At 74.0% G+C, this 19925-nt stretch carries 19 protein-coding genes; 10 read left to right on the top strand and 9 right to left on the bottom strand.

What is annotated here, in order from left to right; translation table 11 throughout:
* Nucleotides 1-32: 32 nt before the first annotated feature.
* Complete coding sequence (locus tag IH48_RS0110235) at nucleotides 33-908, bottom strand: alpha/beta fold hydrolase (protein WP_030902085.1); 876 nt, start codon at nucleotides 906-908, stop codon at nucleotides 33-35.
* 143 nt (nucleotides 909-1051) lie between these two features.
* On the opposite strand from IH48_RS0110235, the gene IH48_RS0110240 reads away from it, so the two are divergent.
* Both IH48_RS0110240 and IH48_RS0110245 read left to right on the top strand, forming a co-directional pair.
* Complete coding sequence (locus tag IH48_RS0110240) at nucleotides 1052-3052, top strand: AfsR/SARP family transcriptional regulator (RefSeq protein WP_030902087.1); 2001 nt, start codon at nucleotides 1052-1054, stop codon at nucleotides 3050-3052.
* Nucleotides 3053-3099: 47 nt separating this feature from the next.
* Nucleotides 3100-3630 (top strand): hypothetical protein, encoded by a 531-nt coding sequence (locus IH48_RS0110245; RefSeq protein ID WP_051839492.1) that lies wholly within the window; start codon nucleotides 3100-3102, stop codon nucleotides 3628-3630.
* Nucleotides 3631-3654: 24 nt separating this feature from the next.
* Here the strand turns inward: IH48_RS0110245 and IH48_RS0110250 are convergent, their stop codons facing one another.
* A complete protein-coding gene (locus tag IH48_RS0110250) occupies nucleotides 3655-4083 on the bottom strand; it encodes an Lrp/AsnC family transcriptional regulator (RefSeq protein ID WP_030902091.1) in 429 nt (142 codons plus the stop codon).
* An 81-nt stretch (nucleotides 4084-4164) separates the two neighbouring features.
* Between IH48_RS0110250 and IH48_RS0110255 the strand changes: the two genes are divergently transcribed.
* From IH48_RS0110255 to IH48_RS0110265, 3 genes are all read left to right on the top strand, one after another.
* Nucleotides 4165-4866 (top strand): AzlC family ABC transporter permease, encoded by a 702-nt coding sequence (locus tag IH48_RS0110255; RefSeq protein WP_051839494.1) that lies wholly within the window; start codon nucleotides 4165-4167, stop codon nucleotides 4864-4866.
* Nucleotides 4859-5173 carry a branched-chain amino acid transporter permease gene (locus IH48_RS0110260; RefSeq protein ID WP_030902095.1) on the top strand — a complete coding sequence of 105 codons (315 nt, stop codon included), beginning with the start codon at nucleotides 4859-4861 and terminating at the stop codon, nucleotides 5171-5173. Before IH48_RS0110255 ends, IH48_RS0110260 begins: the two co-directional genes overlap by 8 nt.
* A gap of 117 nt (nucleotides 5174-5290) precedes the next feature.
* A complete protein-coding gene (locus IH48_RS0110265; RefSeq protein WP_030902097.1) occupies nucleotides 5291-6013 on the top strand; it encodes an MBL fold metallo-hydrolase in 723 nt (240 codons plus the stop codon).
* Nucleotides 6014-6030: 17 nt separating this feature from the next.
* On the opposite strand, the gene IH48_RS0110270 is transcribed toward IH48_RS0110265, so the two are convergent.
* The 3 genes from IH48_RS0110270 to IH48_RS0110280 are packed head-to-tail and all read right to left on the bottom strand — an operon-like array spanning nucleotide 6031 to nucleotide 9122.
* Nucleotides 6031-7104 carry an isocitrate/isopropylmalate dehydrogenase family protein gene (locus tag IH48_RS0110270; protein WP_030902099.1) on the bottom strand — a complete coding sequence of 358 codons (1074 nt, stop codon included), beginning with the start codon at nucleotides 7102-7104 and terminating at the stop codon, nucleotides 6031-6033.
* Nucleotides 7101-8195 carry an N-acetylglucosamine kinase gene (locus tag IH48_RS0110275; RefSeq protein ID WP_078849599.1) on the bottom strand — a complete coding sequence of 365 codons (1095 nt, stop codon included), beginning with the start codon at nucleotides 8193-8195 and terminating at the stop codon, nucleotides 7101-7103. The genes IH48_RS0110270 and IH48_RS0110275 overlap by 4 nt, the downstream gene beginning before the upstream one ends.
* Before the next feature lie 39 nt (nucleotides 8196-8234).
* A complete protein-coding gene (locus IH48_RS0110280; RefSeq protein ID WP_030902102.1) occupies nucleotides 8235-9122 on the bottom strand; it encodes a MurR/RpiR family transcriptional regulator in 888 nt (295 codons plus the stop codon).
* A 164-nt stretch (nucleotides 9123-9286) separates the two neighbouring features.
* On the opposite strand from IH48_RS0110280, the gene IH48_RS0110285 reads away from it, so the two are divergent.
* From IH48_RS0110285 to IH48_RS0110295, 3 genes are all read left to right on the top strand, one after another.
* The gene (locus tag IH48_RS0110285) at nucleotides 9287-10036 is read left to right on the top strand and encodes a sugar isomerase domain-containing protein (RefSeq protein ID WP_030902104.1); all 750 of its coding nucleotides are present in this window, start codon (nucleotides 9287-9289) and stop codon (nucleotides 10034-10036) included.
* A gap of 96 nt (nucleotides 10037-10132) precedes the next feature.
* Nucleotides 10133-12130, top strand: coding sequence for a family 20 glycosylhydrolase (locus tag IH48_RS0110290; RefSeq protein WP_051839498.1), 1998 nt, complete (start codon nucleotides 10133-10135; stop codon nucleotides 12128-12130).
* A gap of 4 nt (nucleotides 12131-12134) precedes the next feature.
* On the top strand, nucleotides 12135-14039 hold the full coding sequence (locus IH48_RS0110295; RefSeq protein ID WP_051839500.1) for an alpha-L-fucosidase: 1905 nt from the start codon (nucleotides 12135-12137) through the stop codon (nucleotides 14037-14039).
* Nucleotides 14040-14081: 42 nt separating this feature from the next.
* Here the strand turns inward: IH48_RS0110295 and IH48_RS0110300 are convergent, their stop codons facing one another.
* On the bottom strand, nucleotides 14082-14792 hold the full coding sequence (locus IH48_RS0110300) for a TetR/AcrR family transcriptional regulator (protein WP_030902110.1): 711 nt from the start codon (nucleotides 14790-14792) through the stop codon (nucleotides 14082-14084).
* A gap of 89 nt (nucleotides 14793-14881) precedes the next feature.
* Here IH48_RS0110300 and IH48_RS0110305 point away from each other — a divergent pair, with 89 nt between their 5' ends.
* Nucleotides 14882-16012, top strand: coding sequence for an FAD-dependent oxidoreductase (locus tag IH48_RS0110305; RefSeq protein ID WP_030902112.1), 1131 nt, complete (start codon nucleotides 14882-14884; stop codon nucleotides 16010-16012).
* A gap of 19 nt (nucleotides 16013-16031) precedes the next feature.
* Here IH48_RS0110305 and IH48_RS0110310 read toward each other — a convergent pair whose 3' ends face one another.
* Nucleotides 16032-16403 carry a DUF488 domain-containing protein gene (locus IH48_RS0110310; RefSeq protein ID WP_030902114.1) on the bottom strand — a complete coding sequence of 124 codons (372 nt, stop codon included), beginning with the start codon at nucleotides 16401-16403 and terminating at the stop codon, nucleotides 16032-16034.
* Between the two features lie 94 nt (nucleotides 16404-16497).
* Between IH48_RS0110310 and IH48_RS0110315 the strand changes: the two genes are divergently transcribed.
* On the top strand, nucleotides 16498-17025 hold the full coding sequence (locus tag IH48_RS0110315; RefSeq protein WP_051839502.1) for a GNAT family N-acetyltransferase: 528 nt from the start codon (nucleotides 16498-16500) through the stop codon (nucleotides 17023-17025).
* Here the strand turns inward: IH48_RS0110315 and IH48_RS0110320 are convergent.
* A complete protein-coding gene (locus IH48_RS0110320; protein ID WP_030902118.1) occupies nucleotides 17006-18583 on the bottom strand; it encodes a M81 family metallopeptidase in 1578 nt (525 codons plus the stop codon). The genes IH48_RS0110315 and IH48_RS0110320 overlap by 20 nt on opposite strands.
* Nucleotides 18584-18664: 81 nt before the next feature.
* Nucleotides 18665-19807 carry an ROK family transcriptional regulator gene (locus IH48_RS0110325; protein ID WP_037841451.1) on the bottom strand — a complete coding sequence of 381 codons (1143 nt, stop codon included), beginning with the start codon at nucleotides 19805-19807 and terminating at the stop codon, nucleotides 18665-18667.
* Nucleotides 19808-19925 lie beyond the last annotated feature (118 nt).

The following is a 19925-nucleotide window of genomic DNA, read 5'->3' on the forward strand; positions in this document are numbered from 1 at the left end:
GGTACGAACGTCCCCTGCCCCCGCGATCGTTGTCAGCCGATGAGATCGCGCAGTGCCTTCGTGACCTCGTCCGGAGCCTCCTCCGCCATGAAGTGGCCGCAGGTGACCGTCGTATGGCGCAGGTCGGCGGCCCAGGCGCCCCACAGCGCCGCCGCGTCGTAGCCGAGTGCGGCGCCCCAGTCCTGCTGCAGGACCGCGACCGGCATGGCGAGCCGGCGTCCCGCCGCGCGGTCCGCCTCGTCGTGCCGCACGTCGATGCCCGCGGACGCGCGGTAGTCGGCCACGATCGACGGCACGGCGCCGCGGCACGCGTCCAGGTAGGCGGCGCGCACATCGGCCGGGAGCGCGGCCGGATCGTTCGTCCAGGCGTCGAGGAAGTGGCCGAAGAAGGCGTCGGGGGCCGCGGCGATCATCCGCTCGGGCAGGCCGGGCGGCTGTGCCATCAGATAGAGGTGGAAGCCGACGGCGGCGGCCGCGCCGTGCATCGCCTCCCACATGTCCAGCGTCGGCAGCACGTCAAGGCAGGCCAGACGTGTGACGGCGGACGGGTGGTCGAGCGCGGCGCGGAATGCCACCAGCGCACCGCGGTCGTGCCCGGCCAGGGCGAAGCGGTCATGGCCGAGCGCCCGCGCGAGCGCGACGACGTCCTCAGCCATGGTGCGTTTGGAGTACGTGTCCAGGCCGTACTCGGCGGGCTTGCCGCTCGCGCCGTACCCGCGCAGGTCGGGGCAGATCACGGTGTGGTCGGCGGCCAGGCGGGTGGCGACGTGCCGCCACATGAGGTGGGTCTGCGGGAAGCCGTGCAACAGGACGATCGCGGGCCCCGCACCGCCGACGGCGACGCTGAGGGACACGCCGTCCGCGACCGGCACGCGGTGGTACTCGAAGCCTGGGATGACGGGAGCCATTGCTCGCGTTCCTTTCCTTGGGTGACTGCGACCAGCCACTCAAGACTCACGGCCGCGGATGAGCATCCGATCAGCACGTCCTACGCTGACCAGCAGGCAGGCGAACGGCACGGGGCGCGGGCGCGGGAGAGGACGGTGCGGGCGTGGGCGTCGCCATCGGGGTCCTCGGGCCCGTGCGGGCGTGGGACGGCGAGGGCGGCCAGGTCGCCCTGAAGGGCCCGCGCCACCGCGCCGTCCTCGCGCGGCTCGTCGTCGCCCGCCGCCGGGTCGTGCCCGTCACGCGCCTGGTCGAGGACCTGTGGGAGGAGCCGCCGCCCGACGCGGTCGGAGCCGTCCGCACCTTCGTCGCCGCCCTGCGCCGCGCCATCGAACCCGAACGGCCGCCGCGCGCGACGCCCCGCCTTCTCCTCACCGAGGGGCCCGGATACGCGCTGCGCCCGGAACGCGACGCCGTCGACGCCTGGCGCTTCGAGCACGCCGTGACCGCCGCGGCCGGCCTCGCGCCCGCGCAGGCGGCCGAGCGGCTCGACCGGGCCATCGGCTGGTGGCGCGGCCCCGCCTACGCCGACTTCGCCGGGGAGCCCTGGGCACGCACGGAACGCGCGCGCCTCGCCGAACTGCGCCTGCGGGCCGTCGAGGCCCGGGCCGAGGCGCGGCTCGCCCTCGGCCTCGCCGCCGAGGCCGCCGCCGACCTCGACGCGCACGTCGCCGAGCATCCGTGGCGGGAGAACGCCTGGGGCCTGCTGGCGCGCGCCCTCTACCGCGACGGCCGCCAGGGCGAGGCCCTCGCGGTCCTGCGCCGCGCCCGCGCCCTGCTGGCCGGCCGGCTCGGCGTGGAGCCGGGCCCCGCGCTGCGCCGCCTGGAGGAGGACATACTCGCCCAGGCCGGGCACCTCGGTCCCGGCGGCGGCGCCGAGGAGGTGTGGGCCAGGGCGGCGGCCGCGTACGACAGGACCGTGGCCGTGGGCGCACGCGCGCGCCTCGAATCGACGGTGGGACTGCTGCGCGACCTCGCGGTCACCGGCGGGCCCGGCCTCCTCGCGGCACGCGAGCACCGGGTGGCCGCGGCCCTGGCCGCGGAGGAGACCGGCGACGCGGAACTCACGGCCCGCGTGATCGGCGCGTACGACGTGCCCGCCGTGTGGACCCGCGTGGACGACCCCGAGCAGGCCGCCCGCGTCGTGGCAGCCGCCGAGCGCACACTCGCCGCCCTTCCGGACGACGGCCACGACAGCGCCAGGGTCAGGCTGCTCGCCACCATCGCCGTGGAGACCCGCGGCGCTCCGCCCACGCCCGAAGGCGCCCCGCCGTCACGCGGCCGCACGGCCGCCCTGCGCGCCGAACGGATCGCCCGCGGCCTCGACGACCCCGCCCTGCTGGCGTTCGCCCTCGACGGGCTGTTCATGCAGACCTGCCACCGCACAGGACTCGCACCGGAGCGTGACGCCATCGGCGCGGAGCTCGTCGCCCTCGCCGCGCGGCACGGCCTGGTCACGTACGAGGTGCTCGGCCACCTGATCCGCTGCCAGGCCCTTTCCGCGCTGGGCGACTTCGCCGCGGCCGACCGGCACGCGGACGCGGCCGCCGCCCTGGCGCGACGCAACGAGCTGCCGCTGGTGCACGTGTTCACCCGCTGGTACCGGGCGCTCCGCCTCGCCGCGACCGGTGCGGCGCCCGCGGCCGAGGCTGCCGCCGCCTACCGGGGTGCGGCGGCGGCGCTCGACGGCGCGGGCATGCCGGGTCTGGAGCGCGGCCTGCTGCCGCTCGCCCTGCTGTCGCTGCGGGTGCGCGACGGGCAGCCCGCGGACCCGGGCGGGTCCCGGGACACCGACTGGGGCCCCTACAAACCCTGGGTCCTCCCGCTGCTCCTGCTGGCCGAGCACCGCGAGGAAGCCGCGCGCGCCGCCCTGCGCGCCCTTCCCGACCCGCCGGGCGACCTGCTGACCGAGGCGATGTGGTGCCTCGCCGCGCGCGCGGCCCTCACGCTGGGGGACGGGGAGGCACTGGCGCGGGCACGCACCGCCCTCGTCCCCGCCGCCGGGGAACTCGCGGGTGCGGGCAGCGGGCTGCTCACCCTCGGGCCCGTCACCGCGTACCTGGACGAGATCGACGCCGCGCTGAACGCGCCGACGCGAAACGCCTGAGCGGACCCGCCCGCACGGCCGCGACCGCACGCTCGCATAATGCAGGAATGGCACGTAACGCGAAGCCCGCACGGAAGACCCTTCTCGCCAGGGCGGCCACCGCGGTCGTACTGCCCGCCCTCCTCGTGGGCGGCCTCGCGGGGTGCAGCGGCGACTCGTCGTCCGGCGCCTCCGCCTCCCCCTCGCCGAGCGGCACGCCGGGGGAGGTCAAGGCGAGCAACAACAGCTCCGTGGTGACGGTCACCGGGGCCGTGGCGCACCTCGACGCGTCGGGCGACGGCACGCTCTCCATGACCGTACGCAACTCAGGAACGGTCACCGACCACCTCGACATGGTCGGCGCGCCTGGCGGGGCGCGCGGCAAGCTCACGGGTGCCAAGGGCACCAAGGGCAACGGCGCCCTGAACACGGCCGGCATCCAGATCCTGCCGAACGGCAGCACCACCTTCGGCTCCAGCGGCGGGCCCACGGTGGCCTTCCACCACGTCAAGGGCGTGACGAGCCGTCACACCCTGCCGATCATCCTCCAGTTCGGCGTGGCGGGGCTCGTACGGATGGAGGCGCACGTCACGAAGTGACGGCCGGGGCCGGGCCACCGCGCGTCACTTGATGCGTTTCATCGTGAGGTGCGAGTCGACCCGGGCGAGACCCGGCACGTCCATCACGTGGGTCACGAACTCCTCGTAGTGCTCGATGGATTCGGTGGCGATACGCACGAAGTAGTCCGGCAGGCCGAACATGCGGCGGAACTCGACGACCTCGCCGAACGAGGCGACGCGGTCCTCGAACGCGAGGGTGGTGGCGCGGTCCTTCACCATCAGGTCCACGTTGACCAGCACCTCGAAGCCGCGGCCCGTCGCCTCGGGATCCACCCGGGCGTGATAGCCGGTGATCACACCGTCCTCTTCGAGGCGCCGGACCCGGCGCAGGCACGGGGCGGGGGTGAGGCCGACGCGTGCCGCGAGCTCCGCGTTGCTGATACGGCCGTCCGCTTCCAGCTCCATGATGATGGCGCGATCGAGGTCATCCACAGTCCGATTATTGCGCGAGGGCTCCACCACGGGCAATTTTCAGCAACCATCGTGCGCGCTCACCCGCCTAGGCTTGCCGCCATGATGGAAACCGCACATTCGTTCCGCACGGTCGCGCGCCTGACGCTGCCCTGCGCGTTCGGCATGGTGCCGCTGGGAATCGCCTTCGGCGTACTGGTCGTTCAGTCGGGGCTCGCCTGGTGGTGGGCGCCCGCCTTCGGCGGGCTTGTCTACGCGGGCTCGCTCGAGTTCCTGCTGCTCGCCGCGGCGACCGCGGCCACGCCCGTGTCGCCGGCCGCGGTCGCCGTGACCACGCTGCTCGTCAACGGGCGCCACGTCTTCTACTGCCTCACGTTCCCGCTGCACAGGGTGGCCGGGCCGCTGGCGCGGGCCTACGGCATGTTCGCCCTCATCGACGAGGCGTACGCCCTGACCTCCGTGCCACCGGGCCGCGACCTGACGGGCCCGCAACTCATGGCCATGCAGATCCTGTTGCAGACCTACTGGGTCGGCGGCGGCGTGCTCGGTGCCACCGTCGGCGGCGCGGTGGCGGCCCACCTGCCCGACCTCTCCTGGGTGCTGACCGGGCTCTTCGCCGTCCTCGCCACCGAGGCGGTGCGCGCCCTGCGCTCCGCGCGCGTGCCGCTGTACGCGCTCGGGTGCGCGGTCGTGGCCTGGCTCGTGGCGCCGGGACAGTTCCTGCTCGTGGCGATGGGGCTGTTCGTCGCGGGCACCGTCGCGGCCGCGGCCTACGGGGAGCGTGCGGTGGTGCGCGATGCCTGAGCCCGCCCGCGTCGCGGCGGTCATCGCCGTCGCGGCACCCATCACGTTCGCGCTCCGCGCGCTGCCGTTCACCATCGCGAGCCGCCTGCGCGAAGCCCGCGTCGCGCAGGCGGTGGGACGGCTGCTGCCCGCGGGACTGATGACGATCCTGCTCGTGTACCTGGTGCTCCCGCCGTCCCACACCGTGCCGGCCGACTGGCCCGCCGAACTGGCGGCGACCGCCGTGACGGTGGCCCTCCAGACGTGGCGGCGCTCCACCCTGCTCTCCATCGCGGCCGGGACGGCGGTGTTCCTGCTGCTGCACTGAGCGGTTCGGCGCCTTCGCGCCGCAGTGCGGAGTGCGCGATGTGCTGTGCGCTGTGCGCGCAATCTGCCCGTGGCGTAAGCCCCGGCCTGCGGTGTGATCGGCGGGTAGCGTCACGGCATGACACTCATTCAGCTCGGTTCGCGGGTCTGGCAACTCCCGTTGCCCGTCAGCCACGTTCACCTCGTGCGGTTGGGCGGCGGCGGTTTCGCGGTCGTCGATACGGGCGTGGCGGGCAGCGCGCCCGCGATCCTCGACGCCGTCGCCGCCCTCGGTGGCGGGCCTGGGGACCTACGGCTGATCGTCCTCACCCACTCCCACCTCGACCACGCCGGGTCGGCCGCCGGCCTTGTGTCCGCCACGGGGGCCCGGGTGCTCGCCGGTGCCGCCGACGCCCCGTACATCAGCGGCGAGCGGCCCGAGCCGCCTCCCGTGCACACCGAGAAGGAGCGGGCGCTGCACGAGCGGATCATGGCCGGACTCGGTTCGACCGGGGCGCCGCCGAACCCGCCCGTCCGCGTGGACACGGAACTGCGCGACGGCGACAGCCCGGACGACTGGGGCGAGACGGTCCAAGTCCTGCACGTGCCCGGGCACACGCCGGGGTCCATCGCGCTGTACCTCCCCGACACGGGGGTGCTGTTCCCCGGCGACACGATCGCCACCGTGGAGGGCCGCGCCGTGCTCGGCCCGTTCAACCTCGACAGGGCGGCGGCGGTGGCTTCCTTCCGCCGGCTGGCGGCCCTGGAGCCGCGGACCGTCTGCGTGCCCCACGGGGAGCCCCTGACGGTGGACGCGGCGAAAGCCCTGACCGCGGCCACCCCGCAGGACGACTGGCTGTGAAACACGGCGGCGGTTGTTCACGCGCCGGGCTGGACCTCGCGTGCGATCGCCTCCGCTGCCGCCGCCGGGCCGCTGTCGCAGCGGCCGTCCCGTTCCACCTTCACCGTGCCCATGTCGAGCGCGCCGCGCACCGCCTCGCGCACCGCATGCGCGGCGGCCCGCTCGCCGAGGTGGTCCAGCATCATCGCCACGGCCAGGATCTGGCCCGTGGGGTTCGCCTTCTTGCGGCCCGCGAGCGACGGGGCGCTGCCGTGGATCGGCTCGAAGCAGGCGCAGCCGTCCCCGACGTTGCCCGACGGGCACATCGCGATCCCGCCGACCGTGCCGCCGCCCAGATCGCTGAGGATGTCGCCGAACATGTTCTCCGTGACGACCACGTCGAAGTACTCGGGCGTCATCACCAGCGCCTGCGCCGCCGCGTCCGCGTAGAGGCACTCCGCCTGGATGTCCGGGTAGTCCTCCGCGACTTCGAGGAAGACCTGGCGGAAGAAGTACATGCTCCGCAGGACGTTCGCCTTGTCGACGCAGGTGACCCTGCGCACCCGGTCGGGCCGTGAGCCGGAGCGTGTACGCGCCAGGTCGAACGCGAACCGGGCGATGCGCTCGCACCCCTGCCGCGTGACGAGCAGGGTGTCCGCCATCGCCGTTGCCGTGCCGACACCCTTGCCGCGCGAGGCGTACAGGCCCTCGGTGTTCTCCCGCACGATGACGTAGTCGATGCTGCCCGGCTTCGCCCGCAGCCGCGAGTGGACCCCGGGGAGCAGTTCGATCGGACGCACGTTCGCGTACAGGTCGAGCCCGGACCTGAGGACGCCACCCAGCAGACCCGCCTCCGTGCCGTCCGGCAGGCGTACGGACGGCAGCCCCACGGGCCCCTTCAGTGTGGCGTCGGCGGCCCGCACGGCGGCCAGGCCCTCGGGCCCCAGCGCGGTGCCGGTCCGCTCGTAGGTGCCCGCGCCGGCGTCGACCTCGGTGATGCCGACGTCGAAGCCGTACGCGTCGGAGGCCTTTGCGAGGACGGTGAGCGCCGCGTCGATCAGCTCGGGCCCGATACCGTCACCCCTGATCACCGCGATGTCGTGGACGGTCACGATTCCCCCTCTCGCCGGTCGCGTAGATCGTAGTCTCGCGGTGCGGGCGCGGTCCCAGGGGCCGAGCCCGCCGGACGCCGGCCGCCCGTGCCCGCCCCCGTCAGGGACGCGCGCGCCAGGGCGAGCGCGCCCGGCAGCCCGTCGGGCACCGGGTGCGGTCTCACCCCGTACGGCGTGAGGCGGCGGCGGAGCGCGGGGAGCAGGACGCCGCCGGGGCCGAGCAGCGCGCCCGTCGTGACGAGCGGGTCGCCGGGCCGCGGGCCGAGGGACGCGAGTGTCCCGGCGAGCCGCTTCGCCGCGCCCGCCATGATCCGCCGCGCCACCGGGTCGCCACGATGTGCCGCGTCGGCGACGGCAGGGCTGAGGGCCGCGAGGTCAAGCACCGGCCGTTCGTGCACCGCCTGGACGAGCCGTTCGCGCAGGACCTGCGCGTCGGCCGGGCCGCCCGGCGCAGGCCCGTCCAGGTAGTACGCGTGGACGGCCGCGGTCAGCACGGTCGGCGCGCCGCGGCCGTCGAGCTGGGCCAGGGCGGCCCGCACCGCCCTGCGGCCGATCCAGAAGCCGCTGCCGTCGTCGCCGAGCAGCCACCCGTTGCCGTCGGAGGTGGCGACCGTACGCCCGCCCGCGATCCTGGCCGCCACCGCGCCCGTGCCCGCGATCAGCACGAGGCCCTCGGCGGGCGCGCCCGGGCCGCCGGCGAACGCGACCTCGGTGTCCCCGTGGACGCTCAACCGGTCCGGCCGCACGCCGAGTTCGGCGAGGGCACCCTCCAGCGCGGCCCTGGCACGGGCGGCGCCCGCGTTGCCCGGCAGCGACGAGCACCCCGCGAGACCCGCCGCAACCGAGCGCACGGCCGAACGCAGCGCGGGCGGCACGGCGCCCGCGACGGCCTGCCGCAGGTGGGCGGCGAGCACATCGGGCGGCACGGACAGGGCGTTGCCAGGACCCGCCGTGCCCGTGCCGAGCGGCGGTTCGGTGCCGCCGCCCGCCGCGTTGGCGACGGCCGCGGTGGCGACGGCCGCGGTGGCGACGGCCGCGCGCGTGCGGGTGCCGCCCGCGTCGATGCCGAGAACGAGGTCGTGTGCCGTCACGCTGCCGCTCCTGCCTCGTGTGTCCGGTGGCGAGCCCGCTCAGCGGTCCTGCTTGTACGGCCGCACGGCCTCGCTCGTCGCGGCCATCGCCTCCGTGCTCTGGCCGTACGTGCGCTGGGCGACCGCGATGTAGAGGAGGTCGAGCACGGCCATCTGGGCGTGCCGGCTGAGGATGGTGTGCCCGGCGGGGCCGTCGTCCGTCACGGTCGTCGCGAGTACGGTGTCGACCCGGCGCGCGAGCGGCGACGCGGGGTCCCCGACCACGGCGACCGTCGTCGCGCCGCGCGACGCCGCCTCCGCAGCCAGGTCGGCGACCTCGCGCGTGCGTCCGCTGTGCGACAGCGCGAGCAGCACGTCGCCGGGGCCGAGCAGCGCGGCGCCGGTCAGCGCGACCTGGGTGTCGGCCGACCACCAGGCGGGCACGCCGATCCGGTACACGCGCTGCTGGAACTCGGCGGCCATGCTGCCGCTGCCGCCCGCCCCGCACACCTCGACCCGGCGCGCCCCCGCGATGGCCGTCGCCGCGCCCTCCACGGCCGCGAGGCCGACGTGCGCGAGCGTCTCGCCCACGGCGTGCCGCACACCCGCCGAGATGGCGGCCGCCACCTCGCCGATCCCCTCGCTCTCAGAGATGTCCCGGCCGATGTTGTCCTGCCACGTCTCGCGCTCCGAGCGGCCGGTGTCGGACGCGAGCGCCAGCCGCAACGCCGCGTACCCGGGCAGCGACAGCGTCCGGCACAAGCGCGTGACGGAGCCGGTGGACACCCCGCACGCGTCCGCCAGGTCGACGATGGTCATCCGGGCGGCCGCGGCGGGGTCGTCGAGGACCAGGGCGGCCGTTGTGCGCTGCGCATCGGGCAGCCCGGGCAGCAGCTCACGAATGCGGCCGACGATCCCGCCGTCCGCGCGGCCGGTGAGTGTGTCCATCGAGGGCGCCTCCCGCAACGAAGAATAATTCTTCACGATACGCCTCCCGTCGCCCCGCGATTCCCCTTCCGCACCCTTGACTTGACGCGGAGGGGCGCGCACAGTCATGCGGCGAAGAGAAAAATTCTTCATGCCTTGTCCCAGCGACTCCCTAGGAGCATCGGGTGCCGGACAGCCAGGAATTCCTCACGGCGGCACGTGCCGTGGTCGACCGGGTGGTCGCCGCGCACACGGAAGCGGTCGCCACGGCGGCGGAGCTGATCGCGAAGGCGCTGCGCGGCGACGGCGTGGTCCAGGCGTTCGGCACCGGCCACTCCGAGTCACTGGCCACCGAGATCGCGGGCAGGGCCGGCGGCCTCGTCCCGACCAACAAGATCGCACTGCGCGACCTCGTGCTCCACGGTGGCGCGTCCCAGGAACTGCTCGCCGACCCCACGCTCGAACGCGACCCCTCGATCGCCCACCGGCTCTACGAGCTGACGGCGCCGCACCCCGAGGACGTGTTCGTCATCGCGTCCAACTCCGGCATCAACGGCTGCGTGGTGGAGATGGCCCGTATCGTCACCGAGCGCGGCCACCCGCTCATCGCCCTCACCAGCCTCGAACACACCGCGCGCGTCGATTCTCGCCACCCCTCGGGCAAGCGCCTCACCGACTTCGCCGACGTGGTCCTCGACAACGGCGCCCCGTTCGGCGACGCGCTGCTGCCCCTGCCGGGAGGCGGCGCCGCCTGCGCGGTCTCGTCCATCACCGCCGCCTACCTCGCCCAGATGATCAACGCCGAGGTGGTGCGGCTGCTGACCGGCGCCGGGGTGACCCCGCCCGTGTACCTCTCCGCCAACGTGCCCGGCGGGGACGAGCACAACAAGGCACTGGAAGACCGCTACAAGGGCCGCATCCGCCGTAGCGCCTGACGCGCCATCGGGCCGGCCCGCCGGCCCCGTGCCGGCGCCCGCACCGAAGCCGTCCCGTACCGTCCGCCGCGCCATCCACTCCCACCTGGAGCACGCATGAACCGCCGCGACCGCACGGGCGGCGCACGCCGCCCGCGCGCGAGACACCTCACCTCGCTCCTCGCCGCCGCCGGACTCCTCGCGGCCGGCCTCGCCGGCGCCACCCCCGCCGGCGCGGCGAGCACCCCAGAACCCGCCGCGCCCGCCGCGCCCGCCGTGATCCCCGCGCCGCACCAGTGGACGCCGGGCGGCGGCACGCTGCGGCTGGGCGCCCGTACCCGTATCGACACCGACAGGGCCGCAACGGCCACCGCGCGCCTGCTCGCCGGCGAGCTGCGCGAGTCCCTCGGCCGCGACGTGCCCGTCACGCACGGCAGGTCGAGACCCGGGGACATCGTGCTCCGCGTCGACCCGTCGAGGCGCGACCTCGGAACGGAGGGCTACGCCCTGTCGGTCACCGACCGGGTGCGCGTCACCGGCCACGGCGGCGCCGGCGTCTTCTACGGGACACGCACACTCCTCCAGGAGCTGCGGACGTCCAAGGCGCTGCCGACAGGGCACACCACGGACGTACCGTCGTCGGGCGAGCGAGCCGTCGGCGTGTGCGCCTGCTACACCTACAACACGGACGCCTGGCTGACCCGCCTCATCAAGGACATGGCGTACCTGAAACTGAACACACTGCACCTGGAACTCAAGGTCAAGAGCGCCGAATACCCCGCGGTCAACACCTTCTCCTACTACACACCGCGCGAGGTGCGCGGCATCGTCGCGCTCGCCGCCCGCTACCACATCACCGTGATCCCGGAGATCAACTCCCCGGGCCACATGGACCCCTACCTCACGCCCTACCCGGACCTCCAACTCGCCGACACCACAGGGGCCCCCGACCCGACACGGCTCGACATCACCGACCCCGGCGCGTTCACCTTCTACACGCACCTGATCGACGCCGACCTCGCGGTGTTCCCGGGGCCCTACTTCCACATGGGCGCCGACGAGTACATGATCCGCTCCGCCTACTCCCACTACCCCCAGCTGCTCGCCTACGCGCGGCAGAAGTTCGGCCCCGACGCCACCCCGCAGGACGCCTACATCGACTTCGTCAACCGCGTCGACGCGTACGTACGGTCCAAGGGCCGCACCCTGCGCATCTGGAACGACGGCCTCACCGGCGAGAACACCGTGCCACTCAACAAGGACGTCGTCGTCGAGCACTGGCTGCCCGAGCCGGTCACCTCCCAGCAACTCCTCGACCAGGGCTACCGGGTGATGAACGCGAGCGACGCCCTGTACTACGTGCGCGGCAGCTACCGGCCGGACGCGCAGAAGCTGTACGACGAGGGCTGGACGCCCTCCGACTTCGCCGACGGTACGGCCACCTCGCACCGGGACGGCATCACGGGCGCCGAGTACATGGTGTGGCCCGACAACTACGGCAAGGAGACCGAGAACCAGGCGCAGCAAGGGATGTTCGACTCGCTGCGCGTCTTCGCGCAGGGCGCCTGGGGAGGTCCGAAACCAACCGCCGACTACGCGGGCTTCACCGCCCTCGCCGCCACCGTGGGCCACGCACCCGGCTGGGGCCCCGCCTGGACGCAGCCGGTGGCCGACGGCTCTTACAGCCTGCGCTCGGCGACCGGTGCCACCCTCACCGCGGGCCCGACTCCGGCGCCCGGCGCCCCGCTGACCGCTGTGCGCGGGAAGCAGCAGGCGGGCGGCTGGCGGCTGACCAAGACCGACGACGGCTACTACCGGGTCCTCGACGCGGGCAGCGGCCTGTGCGCCGACGTGTCGCGCGGCGCATCGAACGCGATGCACGTCGTCGAGCGGGCGGGCGCCGCCGCGACGGCCGAGACGTGCACCGCGGCCGCCTCGCAGAAGTGGCAGCTGGAACCGGCGCCGGGCGGCTACCGGCTGGTCGACGCGATCACCCAGCAGGTCCTCACCGTGACCTCCGCGGGCGCCGCCGTCCAGCGGCCCCGGGACACCGCGCGGCACGCCGTCTGGCACCTCGCACCCCAGGCTCCGGCCGCGACACGGCAAGGAAGGTGACGCCATGATCAGCCGTCGAGGGGTCCTGGCCGCGGGGGCCGCTGCCGGGGCCGCCGCGTTCACCCCCGTCCAGGCGACGGCAGCGCCCGCCGGGAAGGCGCCGCAGGGCGCCCACCCGCCCGGCCGACCCGCCTCCGTGGTCGAGGTCGCCGCGGGCGACACACCGGCCGAGATCGTCGCCAAGGCCGCGCGCATCGTGCCGAGGCCGCCACAACTCGCCTGGCAGGCCCGGGAAGTGACGGGCTTCACCCACTTCGGCATGAACACTTTCACCGACCGGGAGTGGGGCTCCGGATGCGAGGACGAGGCCACCTTCGCCCCCGCCGAGGCCGACATCGACCAGTGGATGCGCGCCTACCGTGCGGCCGGGATGAAGCAGGTGATGCTCACCGCGAAGCACCACGACGGCTTCGTCCTCTACCCCACCCGCTACACCAACCACTCGGTGGTCGCCTCGCCCTGGTGGTACACCGGCGGCCGGCCGGACCGCGCGGCCACGGCCGCCAGGGCGCGCGCCGCCGCTCGGCGCGCCACCGGCCCGTGGGCGTACTGGCGTGCCAGGAACGCGGGCAACGTCAATCCGCGCGGCGATCTGCTCGGCACCTACCTGGACGCCGCACGTGCGGTAGGCCTCAAGGTGGGCGTCTACCTGTCGCCCGCGGACGGCGCCGAACTCCCGCACGCCTGGCACGCCGGCTGGGTGCGGGACATCGTCGCCAAGCACGACGCGGGCGGCTCCCTCAGCATCGAGGAGCAGTCGACCTACGACGACCGGGCCCGGACCCCGGCCGGCATGGGACGCTACGGCAGCGGCAGCCCCGTCACCGCCCGCACCATCCCGACGCTCGTGCCCGGCGACGACCGCGAGGACGCCGTACGCTCGGGGCGGCTGCCGGTGTTCCATGTCAGGGCCGACGGCTACAACGCCTACTACCTCAACCAACTGTACGAACTGTTCACGCAGTACGGGCCGATCGACGAACTGTGGCTCGACGGCGCCAACCCGTGGACGTCGAGCGGCATCAGCGAGACCTATGACTTCACCTCCTGGTTCGCGCTGATCCACGCTCTCGCACCGGACACCGTCACGTTCGCGGGCCCGCAGGGCACCCGGTGGGTAGGCAACGAGGAGGGCCGGGCGCGCCTGACGGAGTGGAGTGTCACCCCGGCGACGGCCGACCCGGACACCGCACACGGGGAGACCCTGCTCCCCGGCGGCCCGCAGGCGGAGGACATCGGTTCGGACGCGGCCATCACCGCGCCAGGGGTGCGCTACCTGCAGTGGTTCCCGGCCGAGGCGGACGTCTCCATCCGCCCCGGCTGGTTCTGGCACGCGTCCGAACACCCGAAGAGCGCCGAGCAGTTGACACGGCTGTTCGAGGAGTCGGTGGGACGCAACGCGGTGCTGCTCCTCAACGTCCCGCCGGCAATCTCGGGGCGCGTCGCCGACGAGGACGTGGCCGCGCTCACCGCGTTCGGCCGCACGGTGTCACGGACATACGGCCGCAACCTCCTGGCGGGCGCCGAACCCGCGCACACGGCACGGGCGCTCACCGGCGACGGGACGGGCACGGCATGGTCCCCGCATGGTGGCGCCACCACGGGCACGCTGGAGCTGCGGCTCCGCGGTGATGCCACATTCGACAGGATCCGCCTGGGCGAGGACATCGCCAGGGGCCAGCACGTGCAACGGTTCGCGTGCGACGCCTGGACGGGCACGGATTGGACGGAGATCGCGACGGGCACCACCATCGGCTACGCGCGCATTCTGCCCCTCGCCGATCCCGTGACCACGCGCGCGCTCCGCGTCCGCGTCACAGCCGCCCGCGCCAGACCCCGCCTGGCCACGCTCGGCCTGTATCGCACGGCCCGGGACCCGAAGGACGAGGTGGACGCGGCGCACCGCTGACGGGACAGACCTGACCGGCAAGGCGCGGCCGAGGCTCGTCGCCTACCGGTCGGGCCCCTCACTTCCCGCGGGGTGGACGGTCTCGATGCCGGCCAGGATGAGATCGACGCCGGCGGCGAACTGCTCTCGGTCGTCGTGTTCGCGCAGGTGTGTCCCGGCCCTGTGCATGGACGGGTATCTGGCGGGGTCGAGCCGCGCCCACCGTTCGGCGACATCGGCGAGGAATGCCGAGCGGTCCGTGTCGCTGCCCGCGAGCGCGCGCGCGTTGGCGGCGTTCTGGCCGGCGACGCCGAGTATGTAGTTCACGAGCACACCCGCGGAGTCGGGCAGCGCCCGCTCGGGCACTCCGAGCTCCCGCAGCCGCCCACTGACGCTCTCGTAGATGTCCAGCAGCGCCGGCCGCCAGGGCTCCCTGCCCAGTTGGGCGCCGACCCATGGGTGGGCGTCGATCGCATCGAACAGGCCGAGCGCGACGGCGCGCAGCGCCTGCCGGGGCCCGGCGCCGGGTTCGGGGCCGGGCACGGCGCGGGTGATCACGTGCTCGGTGGCTGCCGCGAGCAGCTCGTTCCTGTCCGCGACATGGTGATAGATCGCGCCGTACCCGGTGGCGAGCCGCACGGTGAGGGCGCGCAGCGTCAGCGCGTCCTCACCCTCGGCGTCGAGCAGGTCGGCGGCGGCCTTGACGATCACGTCCCTGGACAGCGGATCCGTACGTCGCGGGGCGCGTCCGGCCCGCCCGGGTCTGGTCACCATGGCGCCCATTCTCGCACAGATGGATCGGCGATCCAAGCGTGTGCTAGCGTCGTTGGAGTGACGATCCAATCAACCCTCGGAGGCATACGATGACCACACCGATCACCATCGTGGGAGCCGGCCTGGGCGGTCTCCTGCTGGCCCGCGTCCTGTACCTGAACGGCATACCGGTCACCGTCCACGAGGCGGAGGCATCACCCGCCGCTCGCACCCAGGGCGGGCTGCTCGACATCCATCCGGGCAGCGGCCAGACGGCGCTTCAGGCGGCCGGCCTGCTGGGGGAGTTCCGCGACCTCGTCCTGCCCGGCCGCGAGTCCTACCGGGTCCTGGACCGGGCGGGGACGGTGCTGCTCGACACGTCCCACGGCGGCACGGGCGAGCGTCCCGAAGTGTCGCGCGGCGAGCTGCGCCGGATGCTGCTCGACTCGCTCCCGGACGGCGTCGTCCAGTGGGGGCGCAAGGCCGGCGGGGCGCGGGCCCTCGGTGAGGGCCGCCATGAGCTGCGCTTCACCGACGGTTCCACCGCGGTCACGAGCGCACTGGTCGGCGCGGACGGCGCGTGGTCGCGGATCCGGCCGCTGCTGTCCGACGCGACACCCCGGCACATGGGCGTCACTTCCGTCGAGTACGTACTCTTCGACGGCGACACCCGCCACCGTGCGACGGCAGAGGCGGTCGGCGCCGGGTCGTTGTTCGCGCTGGCGCCTGGCAGGGGCATCCTGGCGCACCGGGAACGAGGCGGCACGCTGCACGCCTACGTACAACTCAAGGTGGCACGCGACTGGCTCGGCGGCACCGACGCGGCCGATGCCGCATCCGTGTCGGCGCGGGTCGCCGCCGAGTTCGAGGGGTGGGCGCCCGAGCTCACCGCGCTGATCACCGGCAGCGACACCGCACCGGTCGTGCGCCCGCTCTGCGCACTGCCGGCGGCGCACCGCTGGGAGCGGGTGCCGGGCGTGACCCTGATCGGTGACGCGGCACACCTCGCGCTCCCGAACGGCGAGGGTGCGAACGCGGCCATGCGGGACGGAGCCGAACTCGGCCGGGCCATCGCCGCGCACCCCGGTGACGTCGAGGCCGCGCTGGCCGAGTACGAACAGGCGATGTTCCCGCGGTCCGCCGCGGAAACGGGCGACGAGGACATCTACGGGCTGATGCTCGGCGACGACGCACCCCACAGCTGGGTCGCCATGATGAACGGGGCCGCGCGGGCCTCGTGAACTTCGCCGCGGCAGGCGGCTACGCCGCTTCCTCCGTCAGGACACGCGTCAGAACGGCAGCCTGGCTGAGGTCGACCTCCTTGGTGGCCGTCAGGAGTGACACGGGACCGCGCTCGCACCAGACGGACAGCCGCTCCAGCGCCGCGGCGCGTCCCGGCTCGGCCAGCTCGGCGCGGTAGCGGGCGGCGAACTCCGCGAAGCGCGCGGGGTCGTGCCCGTACCAGTGGCGCAACTCGGTGGACGGGGCCACGTCCTTGCACCACTCGTCAAGCCGCGCGGCCTCCTTCGAAAGGCCCCGCGGCCACAGCCTGTCCACCAGTACACGCGCGCCGTCATCCGGCCCCGGCGGGTCGTACACGCGGGCCGCACGCACATCGGATCCTGTCTTCATGCGGCCATTGTCCGACCGGGCGGGAGCGTGGCGCCAGTCGTGCGGACGCCGGGAGGCGGCGGGCGTTCCTGAGCGGTCCGGTACGGTCCCGACCATGGCAGACACACTGACCGTACGGGCGGCCGCGGCCGCGGACCGAATGGCCGTCACCCGCCTGCTCACGGACTCGTGGGGATCCACGACCGTCGTCGCGCACGGCGTGGCCCTCGACGCGTCGGCACTGCCGGCCCTGATGGCCGAACGCGACGGCGCGGTGTGCGGGCTGCTGACGTACCAGGTGACGGAGCGCGGCCTCGAAGTGGTCTCCCTGGACGCGACCGTCCGATGGTCGGGCGCGGGCACCGCGCTGCTCGCCGAGGCCGTGCGGCGGGCGCGCGAGGCGGGGGCGCCGCGGCTGTGGCTCGTCACGTCCAACGACAACCTCGACGCTCTGCGGTTCTACCAGCGGCGCGGCCTGCGCATCGCCGGCGTGTCGGCGGGTGCGGTGGACGCGGCGCGGGAGCTGAAGCCTTCCATCCCGCTCCGCGGCCACCACGGCATCGAGCTGCACGACGAGATCGTCATGGAACTCGACCTGACGGCGCCGGAGGCCGGCTCCTCGCTCAGAGCAGGACAGGTGTGAGGCCGGGGCCCGCGCCGCCCTCGTACGCGTCGTCGTCGAACGGGTACAGCGGGCGGGCCACCTTGTGGTGGCCGAGGCGCAGCAGGTCCTGGTCGACGCCGCCGGGCGTGAGGGCGAGCAGCCAGTCCGCGGCCATGTCGTACAGCTCGGGCTCCAGGTAGCCGATCTTCACGACGACCAGGTCGAACGTGCGCGGGTCGATCCCGAGGCCGCCCTCGGCCGGACCCATGAAGTCGGCCAGTGTGTGGAAGGGCTTGCGCCGCTCGGTGACGACGACGGTGAGCCCGCCCGCGGTGATCGCGGCCATGTCGCAGCCGCGGTCGTAGGCGCCGCCCCCGGCCCCGTCGGCCTTGTCCGCGGCCCTCTGCAGCGCGGTGACCGTGCCGGTCAGCTCGTAGGGGCCGCCCTGCGTGGTGTCGACCTTGTTGCCGATACCGAGGGTGACCTCCGCGCCGATCCCCGCCTCGAAGCAGGCCGCGACCGCCGCCGGGTCCATGATCCCCGGATGCACGGCGGTCACCTTCCCCGAGGCGATCTCCTCGCGCTCCAGCAGCTTGCCGAGCATGTACGCGAGGTCGCCGGCGCCGCCCGCCGTCGGGTTGTCGCCCGAGTCCGATATGAGGAACGGGCGCTTGTCAGAGGTCACCGCGCGCTCGATGGACCCCTCGGCCGTGCCCGTCGGGCCCACGAAGACGAAGTCGCGTCGCACGTCCCAGTACTCCCGGGCGAGCGACTCGGCCTCGGCCGCCGCGAGCTCCGCGTCGTCGCCGGTGACGACGACGGCGGCGCGGCAGCGCGGCTGGTCGGCCCAGGCGTAGCCGACCCAGATCGCGGCGTCCACGATGCCGGGCTTCGCCTCGATGCCGGGGAGCCGGCCGTACAGGCCCTTCGCCGGCTCGAGCCTGGTGCTGGTCTTCTCGCCGGGCAGCAGGACGGGCACCTGGACCCACGCGCGGTGCGGGCGGCGCCGGTCCTCCGGCAGCCCGAGCCGCTCGACGAGCTTGCGCGCCGCGCGCTCGCGGGTGTCCCAGGCGTCCTCGTGCGGCGCCATCCGGTGCGCGGTGAGGAGGTCGAGCGGCTCGGCGAACCGGCGGGACACGTTGCCGTGCAGGTCCATCGCCGCGGACATCATCGGCCGCCCGTGTGCTGGGTCGGCGGGCGTGCCGACGAAGTCGAGCGCGGCGCGCACGGCCTCCGTGAGGTCGCCCTCCGCGTCGTCGAGGCCGATCACGCTCATCGCGCCGTGCAGGTCGTAGACCATGCCGTCCAGCGGGCCCGCCGCGCGCACGCGCTCCACCAGCTCGTCCTTGAGCAACAGGTAGGAGCCGGGCTCGACGGGGCCGCCGGGCAGCGCGGTCGCGTGCAGCAGCGGCACCCACTCCACCAGGTCCGCCAGGTCGGAGTCGGGCCGCGTCCACGTGTAGCGGTCGAGGAGGTCCTGGCCGCGCGTCTGCCGGAAGTCGTCGGCGGTGGAGCGGTGCGGGCAGAAGGTGGAGGACTCGATGCCGATGCCGCCGATCGCGATGCGCAGCCGGCGGGTGTGGGTGGCGGTGGTCATGGTGGTGCTCTCCGGATCCGGTGTGGACTGGTGGTGTGACGGAGGTCGGTGCCCGGCGCCGTGCAGGCCGAGCGGTGCGTGTCAGCCGAGCGGCGCGTGCGGCAGCGCCCGGCGCAGGACGGTGAGCCCCGCGCCGAGCAGGCCCGCGTCCCGGCCGGTGACGGTGGTGGTGATCTCCAGCCCCGCCGTGGCCATCGGCAGGCAGCGCTCGTAGAGGACCCCGCGCACCGAGGCGACGAGCGGTTCCGCCACGGCGAGCGCGCCGCCGAGCACCACCGCCTCCGGGTTGAAGAAGTTGACGACGACGCTCAGCACGGTGCCGATGTGGCGCCCCGCCGCACGCACCAGCGTCGTCGCGTACGGGTCGCCGTCGGCGACGAGCCGCAGCAGGTCGGTCGTGCCGTCCACGGACGGGCCCTGGAGCGCCAGTTCGCGCTGGAGCGCCGCACCGCTCGCGACCGTCTCCAGGCAGCCGATGTTGCCGCAGGAGCACGGGCGCTCCTCGGCCGCGTCGACCCGCACGTGGCTGATGTCGCCCGCCGCGCCGTTCGCGCCGCGGTAGGCACTGCCCGCGGAGATCACACCGCAGCCGATGCCGCGCCCGACCTTCACGACCACCAGGTGGCTGAGGTCCCGGCGCGCGGTGAGGTGCTCGCCGACCGCCATGAGCGTGGCGTCGTTGTCGACGGTGACCGGCATGCCGAGCCGCTGCGAGAGGACTTCCGCGAGCGGGTAGCGGTGCCACCCCGGCATCCGGGACGGCGTCTGGACGCGCCCCTGCGCGTCCACGGGCCCGGGGAAGGCGATGCCGGCGCCGGCCACGGCCCTGCCGGCGTTGCGCTGCCGCTCGGCCACCGCGCCGAGGTGCTCGACGAGCCACTCCACGGACGGCTCGGGACCCGCCGTGAGGTCGTGGTGGTGTTCGTCGACGTCCCGCAATGTGCCGTCGAGGGCGACCGCGCCTATCCGGCCGTGGTGCGAGCCGAGGTCGGCGGCGACGCAGACGTCGTCGCGCCGGCGGATGCTGAGCAGCCGCGGACGGCGGCCGCCGCGCGAGGCGCCCTCGCCCGACTCGGTCAGCAGTCCGGCTGCGACCAGTTCCTGGACGCGCAGGGAGACGGTCGACGCGGCGAGGCCCAACTCCCGGACCAGGTCGGCCCGTGAGGAGGCCGCGCCCGTGGACACCATGCGAAGGATGTCCTTCGTCGAGGCACTGTCCGTCATCGTGTCCCCTGCCTTGCTTCGAATATTGCATCAAGTCTGGTGGTCTTCGATGCAAGTTACCGACCTCGGTGCTACTTTCGCCACCGTCTCAGGAAAGATTTTTCGATGACCATGAGAA

It is taken from the genome of Streptomyces sp. NRRL F-5126, assembly GCF_000721265.1.
In the GTDB taxonomy this organism is placed as follows: domain Bacteria; phylum Actinomycetota; class Actinomycetes; order Streptomycetales; family Streptomycetaceae; genus Streptomyces.